Source organism: Ruegeria sp. TM1040, assembly GCF_000014065.1.
Lineage (GTDB): Bacteria > Pseudomonadota > Alphaproteobacteria > Rhodobacterales > Rhodobacteraceae > Epibacterium.
The window spans coordinates 532,620-552,331 of the sequence record NC_008043.1 but is presented as its reverse complement, the minus strand read 5'-3'; the positions used below and the strand labels follow the sequence as shown (position 1 = coordinate 552,331).

The window sequence follows — 19,712 nt, the reverse complement described above, 5'->3', positions numbered from 1 at the left end:
CTCCAGTCATTGGAAGGCTCTTGACGCGGCGCAGCATTTCTCAAACACGCCGGGCGCGCTTACGCGAATCGCTGAATTTTAGTCGTTTTCCATATGTGATCACACGTCTCTGGGCTGTGATCACAAAAACGAAAAATCTTCATCATTTAGCGCTCACTGGGCAGAAAAGGCTTTAACCTCTTGTTTGATGCAGGCGTACTAGCAAGGGACAATTGCAGCCAGACGGGACAGTTTCTCATGAACATCCACGAATATCAGGCCAAGGCCCTCCTTCGCAGCTACGGCGCTCCGGTTTCGGACGGGCGCGTGGTGATGAAAGCAGACGAAGCCAAAACCGCAGCAGGCGAGCTTGACGGCCCGCTTTGGGTCGTGAAGGCCCAGATCCACGCAGGTGGTCGCGGCAAGGGCTCCTTCAAGGAAGCCGACGCCGGTGAAAAAGGCGGCGTACGCCTGACCAAATCGGTCGAAGAAGCCGCCGAAGAAGCCAAGAAGATGCTGGGCCGCACCCTCGTGACCCACCAGACCGGCCCGGCGGGCAAGCAGGTGAACCGCATCTACATCGAGGCGGGCTCTGGCATCCAGACCGAGCTGTATCTGGCGCTGCTGGTGGATCGCGTGACCTCCCGCGTGTCTTTTGTCTGCTCCACCGAGGGCGGCATGGACATTGAAGAAGTCGCCGCTGAGACCCCGGAAAAGATCCTGTCGTTCTCCGTTGATCCGGCCACCGGCTATCAGGCGTACCACGGGCGCCGCGTTGCCTTCTCGCTCGGCCTTGAGGGCGCGCAGGTGAAGCAGTGCGTCAAGCTGATGGGTCAGCTCTACCAAGCCTTCATCGAGAAGGACATGGAGATGCTGGAGATCAACCCGCTGATCGTCGCCGACAATGGTGACCTGAAAGTGCTGGACGCAAAGGTCGGTTTCGACGGCAACGCGATCTATCGCCACGCCGATATCGCCGCCCTGCGCGACGAGACCGAAGAAGACCCCAAAGAGCTCGAAGCGTCCAAGTACGACCTGAACTACATCGCGCTCGACGGTGAGATCGGCTGCATGGTGAACGGCGCGGGTCTGGCGATGGCCACCATGGACATCATCAAGCTCTATGGAGCAGAGCCTGCGAACTTCCTCGATGTGGGCGGCGGCGCCACCAAAGAGAAAGTGACCGAAGCGTTCAAGATCATCACCTCCGACAAGAACGTCAAAGGTATCCTCGTGAACATCTTTGGCGGCATCATGCGCTGCGACGTGATCGCAGAAGGCGTGATTGCAGCCGTGAAAGAAGTGGGCCTTGAGGTGCCGCTGGTTGTGCGTCTCGAAGGCACAAACGTCGAGAAGGGCAAAGAAATCATCGCGAACTCCGGTCTTAACGTGATCGCGGCAGATGATCTGTCCGATGGGGCCGAGAAGATCGTGAAAGCGGTAAAGGGTTAACCCGCCTTCCCCGAACTCTCGGGTTCGGGGAGCGCAGGATCTGATTGGTTTTCCAGATATGAAGCTGGCGACATACATGATCTCTCTGGACCGGGCCAAGGGTCGGCATGCAGCGATGCAGGCCACCCTGAGGGATGCCGGTCTGGACGCGGAATTCGTGTCCGCCGTGGATCTGGCCGAGACCTCGGAAGAGGAGCTGTTGCAGCAGTGCAAGAGCTTTGGCCCCTGGGGGGTGTTTGCCCATGGCAACATGGCCTGCACCCTGAGCCACGCCAAGGTTTGGGAACAGTTTCTGGCGTCGGATGCGGATGTTGCCCTCATCTTTGAGGATGATGTCTTTATCTCGGCAGAGTTGCGTCAATGGACAGAGGATCTGAGCTGGTGGCCGCAGGGCTGTGAACTTGTGAACCTGGAGTTCTGGCGCAGCGAGACTCTCAAGGTGATGGTTGGCACCTCTGCGTCGCAGCACCTTGGTCGCCAGGTAGCACCGATGTTGTCGCGCAATCCCGGCTCTGCCGGCTACCTGGTCTCCCGCAAGGGGGCAGAGGCTCTGTTGGCGTCGCGGCCATTTACGATGTCGATTGATCAGTTGCTGTTCAATCCACTTGTTTCCCCTTTGGCGGTCTCTCTTGAACCCCATCAGATCACCCCTGCGCTTGTGACGCAGGGCAATACACCTCCTGAGGAGGGCACCTTTCTCGGGCATGCGCAGCGCAAGCCCAAGGGTGCGCTCTACCGTAAACAAAAACGCCTGCGGGGCATGGCCGAGCTGCGCGCTCTGCCCCTGCATCTCCTTCGCCTGATCTCGGGGCGCGCACGGCTTGTGCGGGTTCTTTACGCGGATCGGGCGCTCACCGACGACAGCGCGGCGCGTGCCGCCGAGGCACAAACCGCATAATCGAAAGGAAAGGACATCATGGCAGTCCTCATCGACGAAAACACCAAAGTCATCTGTCAGGGCCTCACCGGCTCTCAGGGCACCTTCCACACCGAACAGGCCATCGCTTATGGCACCAAGATGGTCGGCGGCGTGACCCCCGGCAAAGGCGGTCAGACCCACCTTGACCTGCCGGTTTTCAACTCCGTGCATGAAGCCAAGCATGTAACCGAAGCCAACGCCTCGGTGATCTATGTGCCACCGCCGTTTGCAGCGGACTCCATCCTCGAGGCGATCGACGCCGAGATGGAACTCATCGTCTGCATCACCGAAGGCATCCCGGTTCTGGACATGATGAAGGTGCAGCGCGCCCTCGAAGGCTCCAAATCGCGCCTCATCGGCCCCAACTGCCCCGGCGTCATCACCCCGGATGCCTGCAAGATCGGCATCATGCCAGGCCACATCCACAAGCGTGGTTCTGTTGGTGTTGTGTCCCGTTCCGGCACCCTGACCTACGAGGCCGTGAAGCAGACCTCTGACATCGGTCTGGGCCAGTCCTCGGCAGTTGGCATCGGCGGCGACCCGATCAAGGGCACCGAGCATATCGACGTCCTTGACATGTTCCTCGACGATGATGAGACCCAGTCCATCATCATGATCGGTGAGATCGGTGGCTCTGCCGAAGAAGAAGCGGCGGAATTCATCGCCGAGCAGAAGAAAAAAGGCCGTTGGAAGCCGATTGCGGGCTTCATCGCAGGCCGTACCGCCCCTCCGGGCCGCCGCATGGGCCACGCGGGCGCGATTGTCGCCGGTGGCAAAGGTGGCGCCGAAGACAAGATCGAAGCGATGAAATCCGCAGGCATCGTTGTTGCCGACAGCCCCGCCACCCTGGGCGAAGCGGTTCAGAAAGCGATTGCAAACGGCTGATGCAGCCCATGTCGGCATATCGCCAACGATCATCTGATGATCTTCGGGGTGGGCATCATGTGCCCGCCCCCTTCCTGCGCTTGCTTTGCAGGCATACGGATCCTGTTGCTGATGCGGCCCTGTGGCCGCCTTCGCCGCAAGATCCACCTGGAACTTGAGACGGAACATTTCGCCCTTTCGGGCTTTCAGCCTTTGAGAACCGGCTGATCGCTTACGGTCCAAACCCATACGAGGCACTCAAATGACCGAACAGAGCCCCAACGACATCTTCCATGCGTCCTCCTTTATGCAGGGGCACAACGCGGAGTATCTGGAGCAGCTTTATGCCCAGTACGCCAATGATCCCAACGCAGTAGACGCCGCGTGGGCGGAATTCTTTCGCGCCATGGGCGACGCTGATGGCGACGTGAAGGCCGAAGCTGCAGGCCCCAGCTGGGCGCGCAACGACTGGCCGCCCGCCCCTGCCGACGACCTCACGGCGGCTCTGACCGGCGAGTGGCCTGCCCCCGTCGAGGCCAAGGCGGCCGGCAAGAAGATTGCCGACAAGGCCAAGGAAAAGGGTGTCGAAGTCTCTGACGAGGCGATCCAGCGCGCGGTGCTCGACTCGATCCGCGCTCTGATGCTGATCCGGGCCTACCGGATCCGGGGCCATCTGGCGGCTGATCTCGACCCGCTGGGCATGCGCGCCGCCACGCCGCACCCGGAGCTTGATCCGAAATCCTACGGTTTTGACGGCGCCGACATGGACCGCCCGATCTTCATCGACAACGTGCTGGGGCTGGAAGTGGCCACCATGCGTCAGATCGTGGATATCGTGAAGCGGACCTATTGCGGCACCTTTGCGCTTCAGTACATGCATATCTCGGACCCCGAGCAATCTGCCTGGCTGAAAGAGCGCATCGAGGGCTATGACAAGGAAATCACCTTCACCCGCGAAGGCCGCAAGGCGATCCTCAACAAGATGGTTGAGGCCGAAGGGTTCGAAAAGTTCCTGCATGTAAAATACATGGGCACCAAGCGCTTTGGTCTGGATGGTGGTGAGAGCCTCATCCCGGCGATGGAGCAGATCATCAAGCGCGGCGGCAACCTCGGTGTCAAAGACATCGTGATCGGCATGCCGCACCGCGGCCGCCTGTCGGTTCTGGCCAATGTGATGCAAAAGCCCTATCGCGCGATCTTCAACGAGTTCCAGGGCGGATCGTTCAAGCCCGAAGACGTGGATGGCTCGGGCGATGTGAAATATCACCTCGGCGCCTCTTCGGACCGTGAGTTTGATGGCAACAGCGTCCACCTGTCGCTGACCGCAAACCCCTCGCACCTTGAGGCGGTGAACCCGGTTGTGCTGGGCAAGGTCCGTGCCAAGCAGGACCAGCTGGGTGACAAGGACCGCACGGCGGTTCTGCCGATCCTCCTGCACGGCGACGCGGCTTTTGCGGGTCAGGGTGTTGTGGCGGAATGTTTTGCGCTCTCCGGTCTGCGCGGTCACCGCACCGGCGGCACCATGCATATCGTTGTGAACAACCAGATCGGGTTCACCACCGCACCGCATTTCTCGCGCTCCTCGCCCTATCCCACCGACAACGCGCTGGTGGTTGAGGCACCGATCTTCCACGTCAACGGTGACGACCCGGAGGCCGTGGTCCACGCAGCCAAGGTCGCAACCGAATTCCGCCAGAAGTTCCACAAGGACGTCGTCATCGACATCTTCTGCTATCGCCGGTTTGGTCACAACGAAGGCGACGAGCCGATGTTCACCAACCCGTTGATGTACAAGAAGATCAAGGGTCACAAGACGACCCTGAGCCTCTACACGGAACGTCTGGTCAAGGACGGTCTGATCCCCGAGGGCGAGATCGAAGACATGAAGGCGGCGTTCCAGGCGCACCTCAACGAAGAGTTCGAGATCGGCAAGACCTACAAGCCCAACAAGGCCGACTGGCTGGATGGGCGCTGGTCGCATCTCGACAGCAAGGACGAGGATTATCAGCGTGGCGAAACCGCCATCAAGCCCGAGACGCTGGAGGAGGTCGGCAAGGGTCTGACCACTCTGCCCGAGGGCTATCCGGTGCATAAGACCATCGGTCGCTTCCTTGATGCGCGCAAAAAGATGTTCGAGAGCGGCGAAGGCTTTGACTGGGCCACCGGCGAGGCGCTGGCGTTCGGCTCGCTTCTGACCGAGGGGTATCCGGTGCGTCTGGCGGGGCAGGACTCCACCCGCGGGACCTTCTCGCAGCGCCATTCGGGCATCGTCAATCAGGACACCGAAGAGCGCTACTACCCGCTCAACAATATCCGCGCGGGTCAGGCCAACTATGAGGTCATCGACTCGGCACTGTCGGAATACGCGGTTCTGGGCTTTGAATATGGCTACTCGCTGGCAGAGCCCAACGCGCTGACCCTCTGGGAAGCGCAGTTTGGCGACTTTGCCAATGGCGCGCAGATCATGTTCGACCAGTTCGTATCCTCGGGCGAGAGCAAGTGGCTGCGGATGTCCGGTCTTGTGTGCCTCTTGCCGCACGGGTTTGAGGGCCAGGGTCCAGAGCACTCTTCGGCGCGTCTGGAGCGTTTCCTGCAGATGTGCGGTCAGGATAACTGGATCGTGGCGAACTGCACGACGCCGGCGAACTACTTCCACATCCTGCGCCGTCAGCTGCACCGGACCTTCCGCAAGCCGCTCATTCTGGTGACGCCGAAGTCGCTTCTGCGCCACAAGCTTGCCGTGTCCAAGGCACATGAGTTCACCACCGGCTCGTCCTTCCACCGGGTTCTGTGGGATGATGCGGAAACGGGTCTCTCTGAGACCAAGCTCGTTGAGGACAAGAAGATCAAGCGCGTGGTGCTGTGTTCGGGCAAGGTCTACTACGACCTTCTTGAAGAGCGCGACGCCCGCGGCATCGACGATGTCTATATCATGCGGATCGAGCAGTATTACCCCTTCCCGGCGATCAGCCTCGTGAAGGAACTGGAGCGGTTCAAGGGCGCAGAAATGGTCTGGTGCCAGGAAGAGCCCAAGAACCAGGGTGCCTGGACCTTTATCGAGCCCAACATTGAGTGGGTCCTGACCCGCATCAAGGCAAAGAACACCCGTCCGATCTATGTCGGGCGCGCCACCTCGGCCTCGCCTGCAACCGGCCTGGCCAGCGAACACAAAGCCCAACAAGCTGCGCTCGTGAACGAAGCGCTGAGCATCTGAGGAAGATTGAGATCATGACCACCGAAGTGCGCGTGCCCACTCTGGGCGAATCCGTGACCGAAGCCACCGTCGCCACCTGGTTCAAGAAGCCGGGCGACACTGTTGCCGCAGACGAGATGCTCTGTGAGCTGGAAACCGACAAGGTCACAGTCGAAGTGCCCGCCCCGGCGGCTGGCACTCTGGCCGAGATCGTTGCCAAGGAAGGCGACACCGTGGGCGTTGATGCGCTCCTGGCCAATATTACCGAAGGCGGCGCCGCAGCAGCCTCAGCCCCGGCAGCGAAACCCGCCCCGGCTGAGGCACCTGCCTCTTCGGGTGGGGATGCTGTTGACGTGATGGTGCCGACGCTGGGCGAAAGCGTCTCTGAGGCGACCGTTTCCACATGGTTCAAGAAAGTCGGTGACAGCGTCGCGCAGGACGAAATGCTTTGCGAGCTGGAAACCGACAAGGTTTCCGTCGAGGTGCCCGCGCCTGCCGCTGGCGTTCTGGCCGAGATCACCGCGCCCGAAGGCACCACCGTGGACGCCTCTGCCAAACTCGGCGTCATCTCCGGTGACGGTGCAGCGGTAGCGGCGGCCCCGGCTGCAGCGCCCGCTGCGGCGGAGACCCCTGCCGCCGTCTCCAAGGATGTCGCCAATGCGCCATCGGCGGAAAAGGCGATGGCCGAGGCCGGTCTCTCCGCATCGGATGTCAAAGGCACAGGCCGCGACGGACGCATCATGAAAGAGGACGTGGCATCGGCGATCGCCGCCGCAAAATCCGCGCCCGCCCCGACAGCGGCTCCCGCAGCCCCGCGCGCGCCGGTGTCTGCCGATGATGCCTCGCGCGAAGAACGCGTAAAAATGACCCGTCTGCGCCAGACCATCGCCAAGCGTCTGAAGGACAGCCAGAACACTGCTGCCATGCTCACTACCTACAATGAGGTCGACATGACCGAGGTGATGGCGCTGCGCAACGAATACAAAGACCTGTTCCTGAAGAAGCACGGCGTGAAACTGGGCTTTATGTCCTTCTTCACCAAGGCCTGCTGCCACGCGTTGAAAGAGGTCCCCGAGGTCAACGCCGAGATCGACGGCACCGACATCGTCTACAAGAACTTCGTCCACATGGGCATCGCCGCAGGCACGCCCACGGGTCTGGTGGTTCCGGTCATCCGCGACGCCGATGCGATGTCCTTTGCCGATATTGAGAAGGCGATTGCCGAAAAAGGCGCGCGCGCCCGTGACGGCAAGCTGTCGATGGCGGAAATGCAGGGCGGCACCTTCACCATCTCCAACGGTGGTGTCTATGGCTCGCTGATGTCCTCGCCGATCCTGAACCCGCCGCAGTCCGGTATCCTCGGCATGCACAAGATCCAGGACCGCCCGATGGCAATCAACGGCAAGGTGGAAATCCGCCCGATGATGTATCTGGCGCTGTCCTATGACCACCGTATCGTCGACGGCAAAGGCGCTGTGACCTTCCTCGTGCGCGTCAAAGAAGCGCTGGAAGATCCCCGCCGGTTGTTGATGGATCTGTAAGAAAGCGATGCAACTGCAGTCTGGGAAGCCCATCTTGCTTTGGTTAATCATCATTGGTTACGCCATTTTTGCAATTTCCGGGTTGTCGCGGACTGCAGACGTTCTTTCTATGCCAATGCCAGAGAAACGTTATCCAGCACTACTTTCGAACGAGATTGCATATGTCCTCTCACTCGCGGGTTTCTTTGGCAGCGTCGTTGCAAGCGCTGGCGTCGCGATTTCAAGTTTCTTGAGATCGCGACGGGCGGTTGCATTTACGGCATTATTTCTTGCCTCGCAGCTATTGGTATTTCTTTCAGTTCTCGAAGCCACCGCCTTTGGTCGAACGCTGCTAAATTTCATGTTTTGGACGTTTTTCGGCTACTGGGGAATTGTGATTTCCGTTTCAACATGTGCCATCGTCTACTTGCTTAAACAAAAGCAAGGTAACCTTCTGCAATGACCTCAACAGGGCGACAATGACGCCTCCTCAACCAGATATAGAGATCCGTGCCGAACTTGTCCGACTGATCGAAGGTCTGGACTACTTTCGCACGTGGCGCATTGCACAGCTGGAAGCCACGCTCCCAGCGGGAGAAACGCTGGACCTAGACACCGTTGTGGTGCCCGGGAGTTTCTTCCTCGATCTTTATGATCAGCAGTCTCGCAAAAGCGATCGCAAGCAAATTCTAAAAGAGGTCCAAAACTGGTACGCCCACACTGCCAATGAATTTCATTCGTTTATGAAATCCGGCGAGCAGGAGGTTGTTCAGGACATCAACGCTTTCCTCGCCCGGTTTCGCGCGGATATCGGGTTTGATTTCTTTTCGGAGTCCGGCCTCATACGCAAAACGATGAACAAGGCCGTAAAACGCGGTAAACTTGTAAATGACGCGGAGTGGTACGTGCTTCAGGAATTTGTGGTTGACGGTACAGAGGGAGATTTCACCCGAGAGGAGACCACCCATATCCGACACCTGATCTCAGAGTATGAGGGGGCACAATGACGCCAGAACTCAGCGCACTTGCTGCAACGGTCCTGATCCATGTGGTCACGGTCATCTGGTCGCAACGGGCGCTGGAAGCCGATATCGGTCGCGATGGCAACGTCGGGACCCGCGAAAATCTGGATGAGCGGCTGTCGGAACGCAGCAATCGCCTGCGGCGCGCGCTGGCGAACCATACCGAGAATATCGGTCCGTTCATCATTGCGGTGCTGCTGCTCACCCTGACCGACAATGCCTCTTCCTTGACTGCAATCTGCGCCTGGACCTATGTGGCCGCGCGCGCGCTCTATGTGCCGGCCTATGCCTTTGCGTGGGTGCCTTGGCGCAGTGTGATCTATGTCATTGGTCTCCTCGCCACGCTTTTGATGATTGGCGCGAGTTTTTTCTGACATGACCCCCGAACTCACCGCCCTCACCCTCGCGGCCCTGCTTCAGGTCTTTCAGATCGCCCTGATGGCGGTGCCTGCGAACCTTGAGCTGAAGCCCGGTCAGACGCTAGGGCCGCGGGACCGGGATCGCATGGGCGGCGATTTGCAGGATATGGTCTCCAAACGCACCGCGCGGCTCTTCAGGGCGATGAACAACCACTTTGAGGGGCTGATCCTCTTTTCGATCGCCTGCGTGGTCGTCACCCTTTCGGGACAATCCTCGCTCTTCACCACCGTCTGCGCCTTTGCTTACCTTGGCTCGCGGGTGCTTTACATCCCGGCCTATGCCTTTGGCTGGGTGCCCTGGCGCAGCCTGATCTGGGCCGTGGGCTATCTCGCGACCGCGGCGATGCTGGTGGCCGCCCTGATATGAGCATCACCAGACATATCCTGCGCTTAGGCCTGCTGGGGCTGGGGCTCGGCGTGGCCATCTTCGCCTATACCAAGGTGATGGCGCGCACGGGGTCCGGCACACCGCCGCCAATGGCCGAAGCCCACCAACAGGCGGATGAGATCCTCGTGATCAAATCCACCCGCGCGCTGCATCTGCTGCGCGACGGCGAAACCATCCGCAGCTACGACATCTCGCTTGGGGCCGCACCCGAAGGCCACAAACAATCCGAGGGCGACGAGCGCACCCCCGAAGGGCGCTATGAAATCGACTGGCGCAATCCAAACTCCATCGCGCATCTGAGCCTGCATATCTCCTACCCCAATGCCGCAGACCAGGCCGCAGCCAAAGCCGCGGCGCGCGATCCCGGCGGCAATATCATGATCCACGGCCTGCCCAATGGCTGGGGGGCCTTGGGCGCATTGCACCTGATGCTAGACTGGACCGACGGCTGCATCGCGGTCACCAACGCCGAGATGCGCGAAATCTGGTCGCTTGTGCCAGACGGAACTCCAATCACCATCGCGGAGGCGCTCTGATGATCTTTCAGATCGAACAAATTCGCTCTGGACATTGCCGAGCGCATCTTCATCTTCTAACCCAAAATATCCCGGGGGAGGCCCGTACGGGCCGGGGGCAGCGCCCCCTCCCCGCTCAACTCCAAAGGAGCACATGACCCATGGCATCCTATGACGTCATCGTAATCGGCGCCGGTCCCGGCGGCTATGTCAGCGCAATCCGCTGCGCCCAGCTGGGCCTCAAGACCGCCATCGTAGAAGGCCGCGAAACCCTTGGCGGCACCTGCCTCAACGTGGGCTGCATCCCCTCCAAGGCGCTCTTGCACGCAACCCATATGCTGCATGAAGCAGAGCACAACTTCGGCGCCATGGGTCTCAAGGGCAAAAGCCCCTCGGTCGACTGGAACCAGATGAAATCCTACAAGGATGAGGTCATCGGCCAGAACACCGGCGGTGTCGAGTTCCTCATGAAGAAGAACAAGATCGACTGGATCAAGGGCTGGGCGTCGATCCCCGAGGCGGGCAAGGTCAAAGTGGGCGACGACACCCATGAGGCCAAGAACATCATCATCGCCTCCGGCTCCGTGCCCTCCGCCCTGCCGGGTGTCGAGGTCGACAACGACAAGGGCCTTGTGGTCGACAGCACCGGCGCTCTGGAACTGCCCAAAGTCCCGAAGAAAATGGTCGTGATCGGCGCAGGCGTCATTGGCCTCGAGCTCGGCTCGGTCTACGCGCGCCTTGGCGCAGAGGTCACCGTGGTCGAATATATGGACGCGGTCTGTCCCGGCATGGACAAGGACGTCCAGCGCGGCTTCAAACGCATCCTTGAAAAGCAGGGCCTCAGCTTCATCATGGGGGCCGCCGTCAAGGGCGTTGAAACCACGAAATCCAAGGCCAAAGTCTCTTATGAGCCCAAAAAAGGCGGCGACGCAGAGGTCATCGAGGCCGATGTGGTGCTCGTCGCCACGGGGCGCAAACCCTATGCCGAAGGCCTTGGCCTCGACGCGCTTGGCGTCAAGATGACCGAACGCGGCCAGATCGCCACCGACGCGCAATGGGCCACGAACGTCAAAGGCATCTACGCCATCGGCGACGTCATCGAGGGTCCGATGCTCGCGCATAAGGCCGAAGACGAAGGCATGGCCGTGGCCGAAGTGATCGCGGGCAAACATGGCCACGTGAATTACGGCGTCATTCCCGGTGTGGTCTACACCACCCCAGAGGTGGCGACCGTCGGTGCCACCGAAGACGCGCTCAAGGCCGAAGGTCGCAAGATCAAGGTGGGCAAGTTCATGTTCATGGGCAACGCCCGCGCCAAGGCCGTGCATCAGGCCGAGGGTGGTTTTGTGAAACTGATTGCCGACAAGGAAACCGACCGCATCCTCGGTGCGGCCATCATCGGCCCCGGTGCAGGCGATCTGATCCACGAGATCTGTGTGGCGATGGAATTTGGCGCCTCCGCCGAGGATCTGGCGCTGACCTGCCACGCGCATCCGACCTATTCCGAGGCCGTGCGCGAAGCAGCCCTTGCCTGCGGCGACGGCGCGATCCACAGTTAAGCCCCGCGCGGGGGGCGCGCCCCGGCACGTCCATCACCAGCGGCCCGCCACTTGGCGGGCCGTTTGCGTCCTCAACAGGAGACATGCCAATGACCCTCAGCCTGCAAGTGCTCTACCCCGCCTCCGATGAGGCGACGTTTGACTATGATTACTATGTTGAGACCCATCTGCCGCTCATCGAGGAGCATTGGGGTGACTTGATTGAAACGGTCGAGGCGTCGCGTGGGCTGGCCGGGGGGCCGGATGTGCCGCCGCCCTATCTGTTGATTGCGACCATCACCTTTCCCGATCAGGACGCGCTCAACACTGCTATGGGTGAAAAGGGCGGCGTAATCATTGATGATGTGGCCAATTTCACCAACATCCGCCCGCAGATCCTCGTGGGCGAGTTGTTGATGAGCTGAGGCAAGCGCACTGGTGGCCGAAACAGGTCACCGGCGGATATCTGGGGCCTGTGTTTTGAAGAAACGCCTTCTGTTCGGGATCATTGTCGCAGGTTTTGCGATGGGGCTTGGCGCGGCATCGCAAATCTGGCCAACGCACTCACGCGCGGAACGCATTGCCGAACTGTTTTATGGTATCTGTCTTGCCCCCGTACTGACCGGAGACAGTCCAGACACGCTGCTGTCGGGGCTGTTTCAAAAACCGGACAAAAGCTGGATCGACACGCAATCGGGCAGTTTCCTGCGACTGGAGGACTCCCGTTGCACAATATCCACCTACGCCCCTTATGCGCTGAGCTATGAAGACGCTGCAGAACTGTTGGAATTGACACGCATAATCGTTTCGCGGGATTTCCCGCAGCTGGTTTTTGATCCCAAGGCAAAAATGGGCGACGAGGCCCTTTCCAAAGGGTGGTTCTTGGGGGCGCCACAATCCCCCGAGCGGTGGGGCATCTTCCACGTGGCCTATCCCGATTGGGGGGGATAGCGCGGGCAGTTCTTTGATTTTCATGGCGCCGCCTGCACCGGCGTAACCCCCTACCACATGGTTTTGGCGGCACGGGGAGCCCATGCCTCATCGTAGGAGCGACCGCCTTCTTCGCCTGCGGTCTGCTCGGCAAGGATGTCGCCCATCGACGGCAGGCCCTCGCTCTCGTCACCCGAAGTCCAGGTACGGGCGCGCATCAGGGCGCGCGCGCATTGACTGTAGATCTCGTTGATCTTGATCACGATGACCGTACGCGGCAGTTTACCTGCCTTATCAAAGCGTTGCAGCAGATCAGGGTCGGCAGTCACTATCGCGGAGCCATTCACCCGCACCACATTGTTTAAGCCGGGCACCAGAAACATCAGCGATACCCGCCCGTCGCGCACGATATTGCGCAAGGAGTCGATCCGGTTGTTGCCACGCCAATCGGGCAGCGCCAGCGTGCCCGGATCGAGTTCCAGCACCACCGGGCCATCATCGCCACGCGGGCTGTCGTCGGTGCCTTCGGGGCCGACCGTGGCCAGCATGCACAGCCGAGACGCCATGATCCACTTGCGATAAAGCGGCGTCATTTGCCGCGCCACCTTGCGTAAAGAAGGCGCTCCCGGTGTCCCGTAAAGCGCCTCTAGGTCTTCAATGGATTCTATCGCGTCCATCTTGTTCAAATCCCAATTCTGCCATCAATGCATCTGACCGGGCCTCGATACGCTGCTCCAACTCAGCCATGAAACTGTCGCGCGCCTGTCCCGGTGCGATCGGGTCGAGGAATTCGACCACCCCAAGTCCGGGTTTGCGCAAAAGGCCGGTGCGGGGCCACAACAGGCCCACGTTGGTGGCAACCGGGACGCAGGGCTGTTTCAGCTCTTCATAGAGCACGCCGCTGCCGACCTTGTAGGGTTTCTGCGCTCCGGGCGCGACACGGGTGCCTTGCGGATAGATCACCAGTTGGCCGGGTTCGGAAAACTCGCGCGCCACGTCCTTGATCATACGCGCAATCGCTGCGCCGCGCTTGCCGCGGTTGACTGGAATACAGCCCAGACGTTTGGCGTAGATGCCAATGATCGGGGTCCACATCAGCTCTTGTTTCATGATGAACTTGGCCTGTGGCAGGGCATTGAAGATCACCAGAATATCGAGAAAGCTCTGATGCTTGGCGGCCACGAGCACCTCACCCTGGGGAACCGGGCCGCGCACTTCGCAGCGGATGCCCACCATCCAGCGCGCCGACCAGATCGCCCAGCGGGCATAGGTCTTGCAGGCTTGACGCGCGCCGTTTTTGGACAGTAGCGCATAGGGCGCAAAAGCGATCCCGAGCACCAGCATCGCCACATAGATCTGGATCATGTAGAGCAGCGAGCGCAGATATTGAAAAGCAAGGGTCACGCGAGATCTCCAAGGCGTTTGCGGGCCGCGCGGGTGGTGGCCACAAAGGCCACAAGCGCCGCCAGTGGCGGGATAGCAAGCGGCAGGAGCCAGCGCCAGCCTTGAAAGCCAAGTCCCGTGAGAAAGCCGCCCTCCTCGGAGGCTTCGGGCATCAGGAAAACGCCAAGCATCCCCAACACGACGCCGACTGTGGCCCCAAAGAGCGCCCGGAGCGTAAAGCGGCGCACAAAGGCCTGCGCGATATAGCTGTCCTGCGCCCCAACGAGACGCAGAACCTCGATCACCTGCGCATTGGCCGCAAGGGCCGCATTGGCCGCAAGCGTGATCATCGCGGCCATGGCGCCACCGATCAGCAGGATCGAGACCACCCCGAGGCGACGCAGCGCAATCGCGGCCTCCACCAGCGGGCGGCGCCAGCGGGCGTGGTCGTCAAGCACCGCGCCGGGCACCTCGGCCTGCAGCCTCAGACGCAGGCCCTGCGCGTCATAGCCGGGCGTATCCTCCGTGACCTCGATCAATTGCGGCACCGGCAGCGTATCAAGGGGGATGCCCGCACCGAACCAGGGCTGCAACAGTGCCGCCTGCTCGTCCTGTGTCAGCGCGCGGGCATTGGCCACACCCGGGGTCTGACGCAGGATCCTGAGCGCGGCCTCAGTCTGGGCCACACGCTGTTCAGCCGGAGCATTGATGCGCAGGGTGGCTGCACGGGCGAGCTCGTCCGACCAGCGATCCGCCACCCGGCCCGACGCAAGCGAGAGCGCCAGCGCAAAGACACACAGAAAGGCCATCGCGCCCGACACAAAGAGGGTCAGCTGCGCGGTAAAGCCAGACGGCGGCACCACGCGGTCCGCCTGTGCATCTCCCAAAATCAGCTTGCGCAGCGCATTCATAGGTCTGCCCCCGCCGAGATCAGTTGCCGGTTGGAAATCCTGAGCACCCGCGCCTGTACCTGGTTCTTGGCCGCGCGGATAAGCGGCAGATCGTGGGTCGCCACAAGGATCGTCTTGCCCATGTGGTTGAGTTCAACGAGCAAGCGCAGCAACCGTTGCGACATTTCCCAATCGACGTTGCCGGTGGGCTCATCCGCGATGATGACGTCCGGGCTCAGAATCACGGCGCGGGCAAGGGCGGCGCGCTGCCGCTCCCCGCCCGAAAGTTCCGGCGGCAACGCATCCATACGCTCCGCAAGTCCGACCCAGTTCATCAACTCGTGCAGGTTGGCCTGTTCTTCCAGAAGGCCACGCCCCGACACCGTGAGCGGCAGGGCAATGTTCTCCACCACCGGCAGGTGGTCGAGGAAACGGCAATCCTGATGCACCACACCGACGCGGCGGCGCAGATAGGCCATCTGATCGCGATCGAGCCCTTTGACATCCATATTGAACGCCCGCACGCGCCCCGCCGTCGGGGTCAACGCCCCGTAGCAGAGCTTGAGCAGCGTGGTTTTCCCGGCCCCCGAAGGACCGGTCAGAAAATGAAAGGAGCCGGGGGCCAATTGCACGGAAAGGTCGCTGAAGAGCTCGCCTCCGCCATAGTTGTAGCCCACGTTTTCGAGTTCGATCACGGTACCATCCCAGCCCGGCGTGTCATTTGGTCGTCGTTGGCGATGCCGCCGTTCGTCGCGGTGTTTTGCACGACCGCTGCGGCAGTTTCAATGGTGCAGGAGAGCCAGCCCTGTGCTCATTGTGGATCTCGGCGGGGATTGGCTCTTTCTTGCCTTTCAGGAAGTTACTATGATTAGAGGGAAATTCACCCTTTTCGCGGCCAGAGCACCCGCCAAGGAGATCGGATGAGACTGATATGCCCCAATTGCGGCGCACAGTATGAGGTGCCCGAGGATGTGATCCCGCAGGACGGGCGTGATGTGCAGTGTTCCAATTGCGGTGATACCTGGTTTCAGCCCTCCACGCAGATGATGGCCGAAGAGGCCGAGGCCCGCGCCGCCACCCCGCCTCCGGCAACGGAAGCGGGTTCTGTCGACGCCGCTCACACGCGAGAGGACGCGCTGCAGGAGCCGCCCCAGGACGCATGGCCAAGCGCCCCCGAGCCCGAGCCGGCAGCGGCCGAAGAGCACTGGCACGAAGATCCGGATGCGCCTGCACCGGGCACACCGCCAGCCGCCCCGCCAGAACCCGAAGCAGACCCCGCGCCCGCAAAGCGTCGTCTCGATCCCGAGATCTCGCGCGTGTTGCGCGAAGAAGCCATGCGCGAAGAAGCCCTGCGGTCTGGGCGCGACAGTTTGGAAACCCAGCCAGAATTGGGGCTTGAGGACCTGCCTGAGGATGAAGCCGCGCGCCGGGCCCGCCAATCCGAGGAGCGGGTGGCCCGGATGCAAGGCCTGGACCCTGCCCCGCAGGCGCATGCCGCGCCTTTGGACCGGGATCGCCTAGACCCGCAGCCGGGATCGCGCAGAGGGTTGTTGCCGAATATTGAGGATGTAGCCACCAATGCGCCGGGGGAAACCAAACCCGCGACGCCACCGCCTGCGGATGCCCCCGCGCCACCTGCGCGCAAACGCGGATTTTCGCGCGGATTTCTGTTGGTGATCCTACTGATGGCGCTGGCTATTCTGGTTTACAGCAATGCCGCAATGATTGCGGAGAGCCTGCCGCAAGCTGATCCTTACCTCAGCTCCTATGTGGCCTGGGTCGATCAGTGGCGGCTCTGGCTTGATGCGCAAGCACAGGCGCTGGCAGCAGAATAACAGCCGTCTGGTCGGTTCACCGTTTAGCTCGGCTTAGCTCGGGGCTGCTTACCGACTCCACGACGCATCCGGCGCCCATGTCCCACAGGTCCCACAGGCTGCGGCGCAACGGCGGCGGTGATCGTGACCGGGCAGATGGCAAGCGTGGCGCGACGCGCTTTGCCGTTACCGGCTGTGCCGATCAGAAGCGATCCAGCAGACGTTGCAGGTAGTTGCGCTCGCTTTCGCTGCGCTCACGCTCTCCAGCGCGGCGTCGGATTTCTTCCAGAAGATCCCAAGCCCGGCGATAGGCCTGCCCCTCGCCAATGCTGTCACGGCTAAAGAAGTCGCTGCCCTGCCCGCCCCGGTCCCGGCCCAGCGGGTCGAGCGCATTGCCCTGACGGGTGCTCTGTCCTTGCTGGCCGCCCGGTTGCTGGCCTTGCTGTTGCTGCTCTGCCATGGCCTCGCCCAAGGCGCGCATACCGTCGCGCAGGGCTTCCATGGCCTCGGACTGGCGGTCAATGGCTTCGGCGTAATCGCCCTCGCGCAGCGCCTCTTCGGCACCTTCCATGGCGCGCCCGGCCTGATCGAGCGAGTCCCGTGCAGCCTCGCCCTCGGGTCCGCCAAGAGGCAGGCCATCGCGCTGGCGTTGCAGCTCGTCACGCAGGGCCTGCTGACGTTGCGCAAGATCGCCCGCGCCGTTGCCCTGTCCCCCGCTTGGAGATTGGCCGCCCTCGGCCTCTCGGCCTTCGTTTTGACCGCCTTCGCCCTGGGGGCCGTCGTCCTGACCGCCTGCGCCGCCGCCCTGATGGCTCTGTCCACGGCCAAGGCCGCCGTCCCGGCCCTCATTGCCCTGGCTTTCGCCCCGCTGGGCGTTGGGGTTGAACTGTTCTTGCAGGTCTCGGAAGGCCTGATCCGACAGGCCTTGCTGTTCGCGCAAGGTATCCGCCAAACCGTCCATGGCCTGCTGGCCGGGGCTGTCGCCCTGACCGGGCTGACCCTGTGTGACCTGCATGTTTTCCATCATCTGCTGGAACTCCCGAAGGGCCTGTTCGGCTTCGGCCATGCGGCCCTGTTCCATCAGCTCCTGGATGCGGTCCATCATGGCCTGCAAGTCCTGCTGGCTGAGCTGGATCGCATTGTCGCTGCTCTCGCCGCCCTCCTGGTCTCCATCCTGCTGCTGCGCCTGTCGCGACAGCTGGCGCATGTAGTCGTCGGTGGCCTCTCGCAACTCCTGCATCAGGCGGGCGATTTCCTCATCACTGGCGCCGTCGCGCATGGCCTGGCTCAGCCGTTCCTGCGCCTGCCGCATCCGTTCCAGCGCATCGCCGACATCGCCCTCCTCCAGCTGCAACGCCAGGGCCCAGAGCGCGCTTGCAATCTCGTCCTGGTGAACGGGGCTCAGGCCATGTGCGCTATACCGCTCCAATCGCTTCAAAATCGTGCGCAATTGCAGGTAGTTGCCCATGTCCGAGAAGAGCTCTTCGGGGCGGTGGCTGAGGGTGCGCAGGATTTTTGCGACTCGTGGCCCGTTGGCGCGCGCCCAGAGGAGATCGCGCCGTTGCTCGACCAAAGCCGCCGCCATCGGGTCAAAGAAGCGCCGAGCGGTCAAAGGGCCGTGCAAGGTGGCTGCAACGCTCTGTTGGCCCGCCGCATCCTCGGCACGCAGGCTGTAGATCACCGGCAGGTTGGCCCAGGGATGAGCGGAGAATTCTTCCTCGAGCACTTCGCTGAAGAGGCGACGATCGCCGGTCAGAGAGAGCGGCAAAGGCAGCGTGATGGGATCGCGGGCATCCGGCGCGGTTGCCAGCCCATAGCGGCGGTCCAATGCGGCCCCGTCGAGGGAAATCGTCACCGTGCCGCCCACGACGCCGTAGTCGTCCGAGGCATTAAACGGCAAGGTCAGCGTGCCATCCGCCGACAGATCCGGCTCTCCTGCGAGAGAGACAAGCGGTGGGGCATCGCGGATCACCTCCACGCGCCAACTGCGACCGCCAGCACCATCAATGGTGAGATCCCCAGCCTCGGTCACGGTGAAATTCTGCTCCGGCGCGGAGGCAGAGGGCAGCTCTCCGGTGCGGCCAGAGACGGTCTCTGCCAGCGTCAGATCGCCCACATCGCCATAGAACCGTAGGGTGACGCGGCTGTTTTGCGGTATGCGCAGGGTATCTTCGGTAAGATCCCCCAAATAGAGCGTCGGCAGGCCGGTGTAGCGCGGCGGCTCGACCCAGCCCTCCCAGGTCGGGCCATTCAGACCCGCATTGCCACCGCCGGGCATGAGTTCGGCGACCCTGCCTGCGCGCCAGGCGGTGCCGAACAACAGCCCCGTGACCAGCACCAGAAGCGCCACATAACGCAACGCATAGGGATCGCGGTCAGCAATACGCAGATTGGGGGCCGGCGCTTCGGCCTCGGCGGCGCGGGCTGCCATCCGGGCCTGATGCGCCTGCCAGAGCGCGACGGACGCGGCATCCTCGGCCCCAGACACCTGATGATCCAGAATCGCTGCAATCGGGCGTCCGGGCAGGGTTTCGTCAAGGCGGGCCACGGCCTCATGCGGCTTTGGCCAGCGAAACAGCATAACGCCCCAGACGGTAGCAGCGACCGCGCCCAGCACCACCAGCACCGCACCGCCCCAGGCGACCTCGAGAACGACCCAGTCGAAAATCCCCAGAAGCACCAAACCGGCGGCCAGAAGCAGCACCGTCGCCAAAGGCCAGAAACTGCGCCAGAGACGTTCAGCCACCATGCCCGCGCGCGTCAGCAACAGCGCACGCCGCAGGGGCGCCAGCTGCCTCAGCGCTGCTTCAACCGGGTGGTGGTCGGGTCCGTCGGGGGTTTTCTGCTCGCTCATACCGCTCCGCCTTGGGTGCCGGCCCACGCCCA

19 protein-coding genes are annotated in these 19,712 nt (G+C 61.9%); 14 read left to right on the top strand and 5 right to left on the bottom strand.

Translation table 11 applies throughout. The annotated features are described in order from the left end of the window. The first annotated feature begins 237 nt into the window (after positions 1 to 237). From sucC to TM1040_RS02950, 13 genes are all read left to right on the top strand, one after another. Positions 238 to 1,431: an ADP-forming succinate--CoA ligase subunit beta gene (gene sucC, locus TM1040_RS03010; RefSeq protein ID WP_011537129.1), complete on the top strand. Its 1,194-nt coding sequence runs from the start codon at positions 238 to 240 to the stop codon at positions 1,429 to 1,431. Between the two features lie 58 nt (positions 1,432 to 1,489). After that, positions 1,490 to 2,329 (top strand): glycosyltransferase family 25 protein, encoded by an 840-nt coding sequence (locus TM1040_RS03005; protein ID WP_011537128.1) that lies wholly within the window; start codon positions 1,490 to 1,492, stop codon positions 2,327 to 2,329. An 18-nt stretch (positions 2,330 to 2,347) separates the two neighbouring features. Then, positions 2,348 to 3,235 carry a succinate--CoA ligase subunit alpha gene (gene sucD, locus TM1040_RS03000; protein WP_011537127.1) on the top strand — a complete coding sequence of 296 codons (888 nt, stop codon included), beginning with the start codon at positions 2,348 to 2,350 and terminating at the stop codon, positions 3,233 to 3,235. Positions 3,236 to 3,476: 241 nt separating this feature from the next. Beyond that, positions 3,477 to 6,428 (top strand): 2-oxoglutarate dehydrogenase E1 component, encoded by a 2,952-nt coding sequence (locus TM1040_RS02995; RefSeq protein ID WP_011537126.1) that lies wholly within the window; start codon positions 3,477 to 3,479, stop codon positions 6,426 to 6,428. Positions 6,429 to 6,442: 14 nt separating this feature from the next. After that, the gene (gene odhB / locus TM1040_RS02990) at positions 6,443 to 7,948 is read left to right on the top strand and encodes a 2-oxoglutarate dehydrogenase complex dihydrolipoyllysine-residue succinyltransferase (protein ID WP_011537125.1); all 1,506 of its coding nucleotides are present in this window, start codon (positions 6,443 to 6,445) and stop codon (positions 7,946 to 7,948) included. Between the two features lie 34 nt (positions 7,949 to 7,982). Continuing rightward, positions 7,983 to 8,390, top strand: a complete 408-nt coding sequence (locus tag TM1040_RS02985; RefSeq protein WP_166485498.1) for a hypothetical protein — start codon at positions 7,983 to 7,985, stop codon at positions 8,388 to 8,390. 16 nt (positions 8,391 to 8,406) lie between these two features. Then, positions 8,407 to 8,934: a hypothetical protein gene (locus TM1040_RS02980; RefSeq protein ID WP_011537123.1), complete on the top strand. Its 528-nt coding sequence runs from the start codon at positions 8,407 to 8,409 to the stop codon at positions 8,932 to 8,934. After that, positions 8,931 to 9,323 carry an MAPEG family protein gene (locus tag TM1040_RS02975; RefSeq protein ID WP_011537122.1) on the top strand — a complete coding sequence of 131 codons (393 nt, stop codon included), beginning with the start codon at positions 8,931 to 8,933 and terminating at the stop codon, positions 9,321 to 9,323. Before TM1040_RS02980 ends, TM1040_RS02975 begins: the two co-directional genes overlap by 4 nt. A 1-nt stretch (position 9,324) precedes the next feature. Further along, a complete protein-coding gene (locus TM1040_RS02970; protein WP_011537121.1) occupies positions 9,325 to 9,735 on the top strand; it encodes an MAPEG family protein in 411 nt (136 codons plus the stop codon). Then, positions 9,732 to 10,292 (top strand): L,D-transpeptidase family protein, encoded by a 561-nt coding sequence (locus tag TM1040_RS02965; protein WP_011537120.1) that lies wholly within the window; start codon positions 9,732 to 9,734, stop codon positions 10,290 to 10,292. Before TM1040_RS02970 ends, TM1040_RS02965 begins: the two co-directional genes overlap by 4 nt. A gap of 140 nt (positions 10,293 to 10,432) precedes the next feature. Further along, a complete protein-coding gene (gene lpdA, locus TM1040_RS02960) occupies positions 10,433 to 11,830 on the top strand; it encodes a dihydrolipoyl dehydrogenase (protein WP_011537119.1) in 1,398 nt (465 codons plus the stop codon). An 89-nt stretch (positions 11,831 to 11,919) separates the two neighbouring features. Beyond that, positions 11,920 to 12,234, top strand: a complete 315-nt coding sequence (locus tag TM1040_RS02955; protein WP_011537118.1) for an EthD family reductase — start codon at positions 11,920 to 11,922, stop codon at positions 12,232 to 12,234. Positions 12,235 to 12,289: 55 nt separating this feature from the next. After that, positions 12,290 to 12,760 (top strand): hypothetical protein, encoded by a 471-nt coding sequence (locus tag TM1040_RS02950; RefSeq protein WP_254658805.1) that lies wholly within the window; start codon positions 12,290 to 12,292, stop codon positions 12,758 to 12,760. 50 nt (positions 12,761 to 12,810) lie between these two features. Here TM1040_RS02950 and TM1040_RS02945 read toward each other — a convergent pair whose 3' ends face one another. Genes TM1040_RS02945 through TM1040_RS02930 form a run of 4 tightly spaced genes read right to left on the bottom strand, consistent with a single transcriptional unit; the run spans position 12,811 to position 15,707 of the window. Beyond that, entirely contained in the window at positions 12,811 to 13,416 is a 606-nt protein-coding gene (locus TM1040_RS02945) for a pyridoxamine 5'-phosphate oxidase family protein (protein ID WP_011537116.1), read from the bottom strand. Then, on the bottom strand, positions 13,394 to 14,143 hold the full coding sequence (locus TM1040_RS02940; RefSeq protein ID WP_011537115.1) for a lysophospholipid acyltransferase family protein: 750 nt from the start codon (positions 14,141 to 14,143) through the stop codon (positions 13,394 to 13,396). The genes TM1040_RS02945 and TM1040_RS02940 overlap by 23 nt, the downstream gene beginning before the upstream one ends. Next, a complete protein-coding gene (locus tag TM1040_RS02935) occupies positions 14,140 to 15,033 on the bottom strand; it encodes a cell division protein FtsX (RefSeq protein ID WP_011537114.1) in 894 nt (297 codons plus the stop codon). The genes TM1040_RS02940 and TM1040_RS02935 overlap by 4 nt, the downstream gene beginning before the upstream one ends. Next, positions 15,030 to 15,707, bottom strand: a complete 678-nt coding sequence (locus tag TM1040_RS02930) for a cell division ATP-binding protein FtsE (RefSeq protein ID WP_011537113.1) — start codon at positions 15,705 to 15,707, stop codon at positions 15,030 to 15,032. Before TM1040_RS02930 ends, TM1040_RS02935 begins: the two co-directional genes overlap by 4 nt. A 225-nt stretch (positions 15,708 to 15,932) precedes the next feature. Between TM1040_RS02930 and TM1040_RS02925 the strand changes: the two genes are divergently transcribed. Beyond that, positions 15,933 to 16,847 carry a zinc-ribbon domain-containing protein gene (locus TM1040_RS02925; RefSeq protein ID WP_011537112.1) on the top strand — a complete coding sequence of 305 codons (915 nt, stop codon included), beginning with the start codon at positions 15,933 to 15,935 and terminating at the stop codon, positions 16,845 to 16,847. A 181-nt stretch (positions 16,848 to 17,028) separates the two neighbouring features. Here the strand turns inward: TM1040_RS02925 and TM1040_RS02920 are convergent, their stop codons facing one another. Next, positions 17,029 to 19,680, bottom strand: a complete 2,652-nt coding sequence (locus TM1040_RS02920) for a TIGR02302 family protein (RefSeq protein WP_011537111.1) — start codon at positions 19,678 to 19,680, stop codon at positions 17,029 to 17,031. Positions 19,681 to 19,712 lie beyond the last annotated feature (32 nt).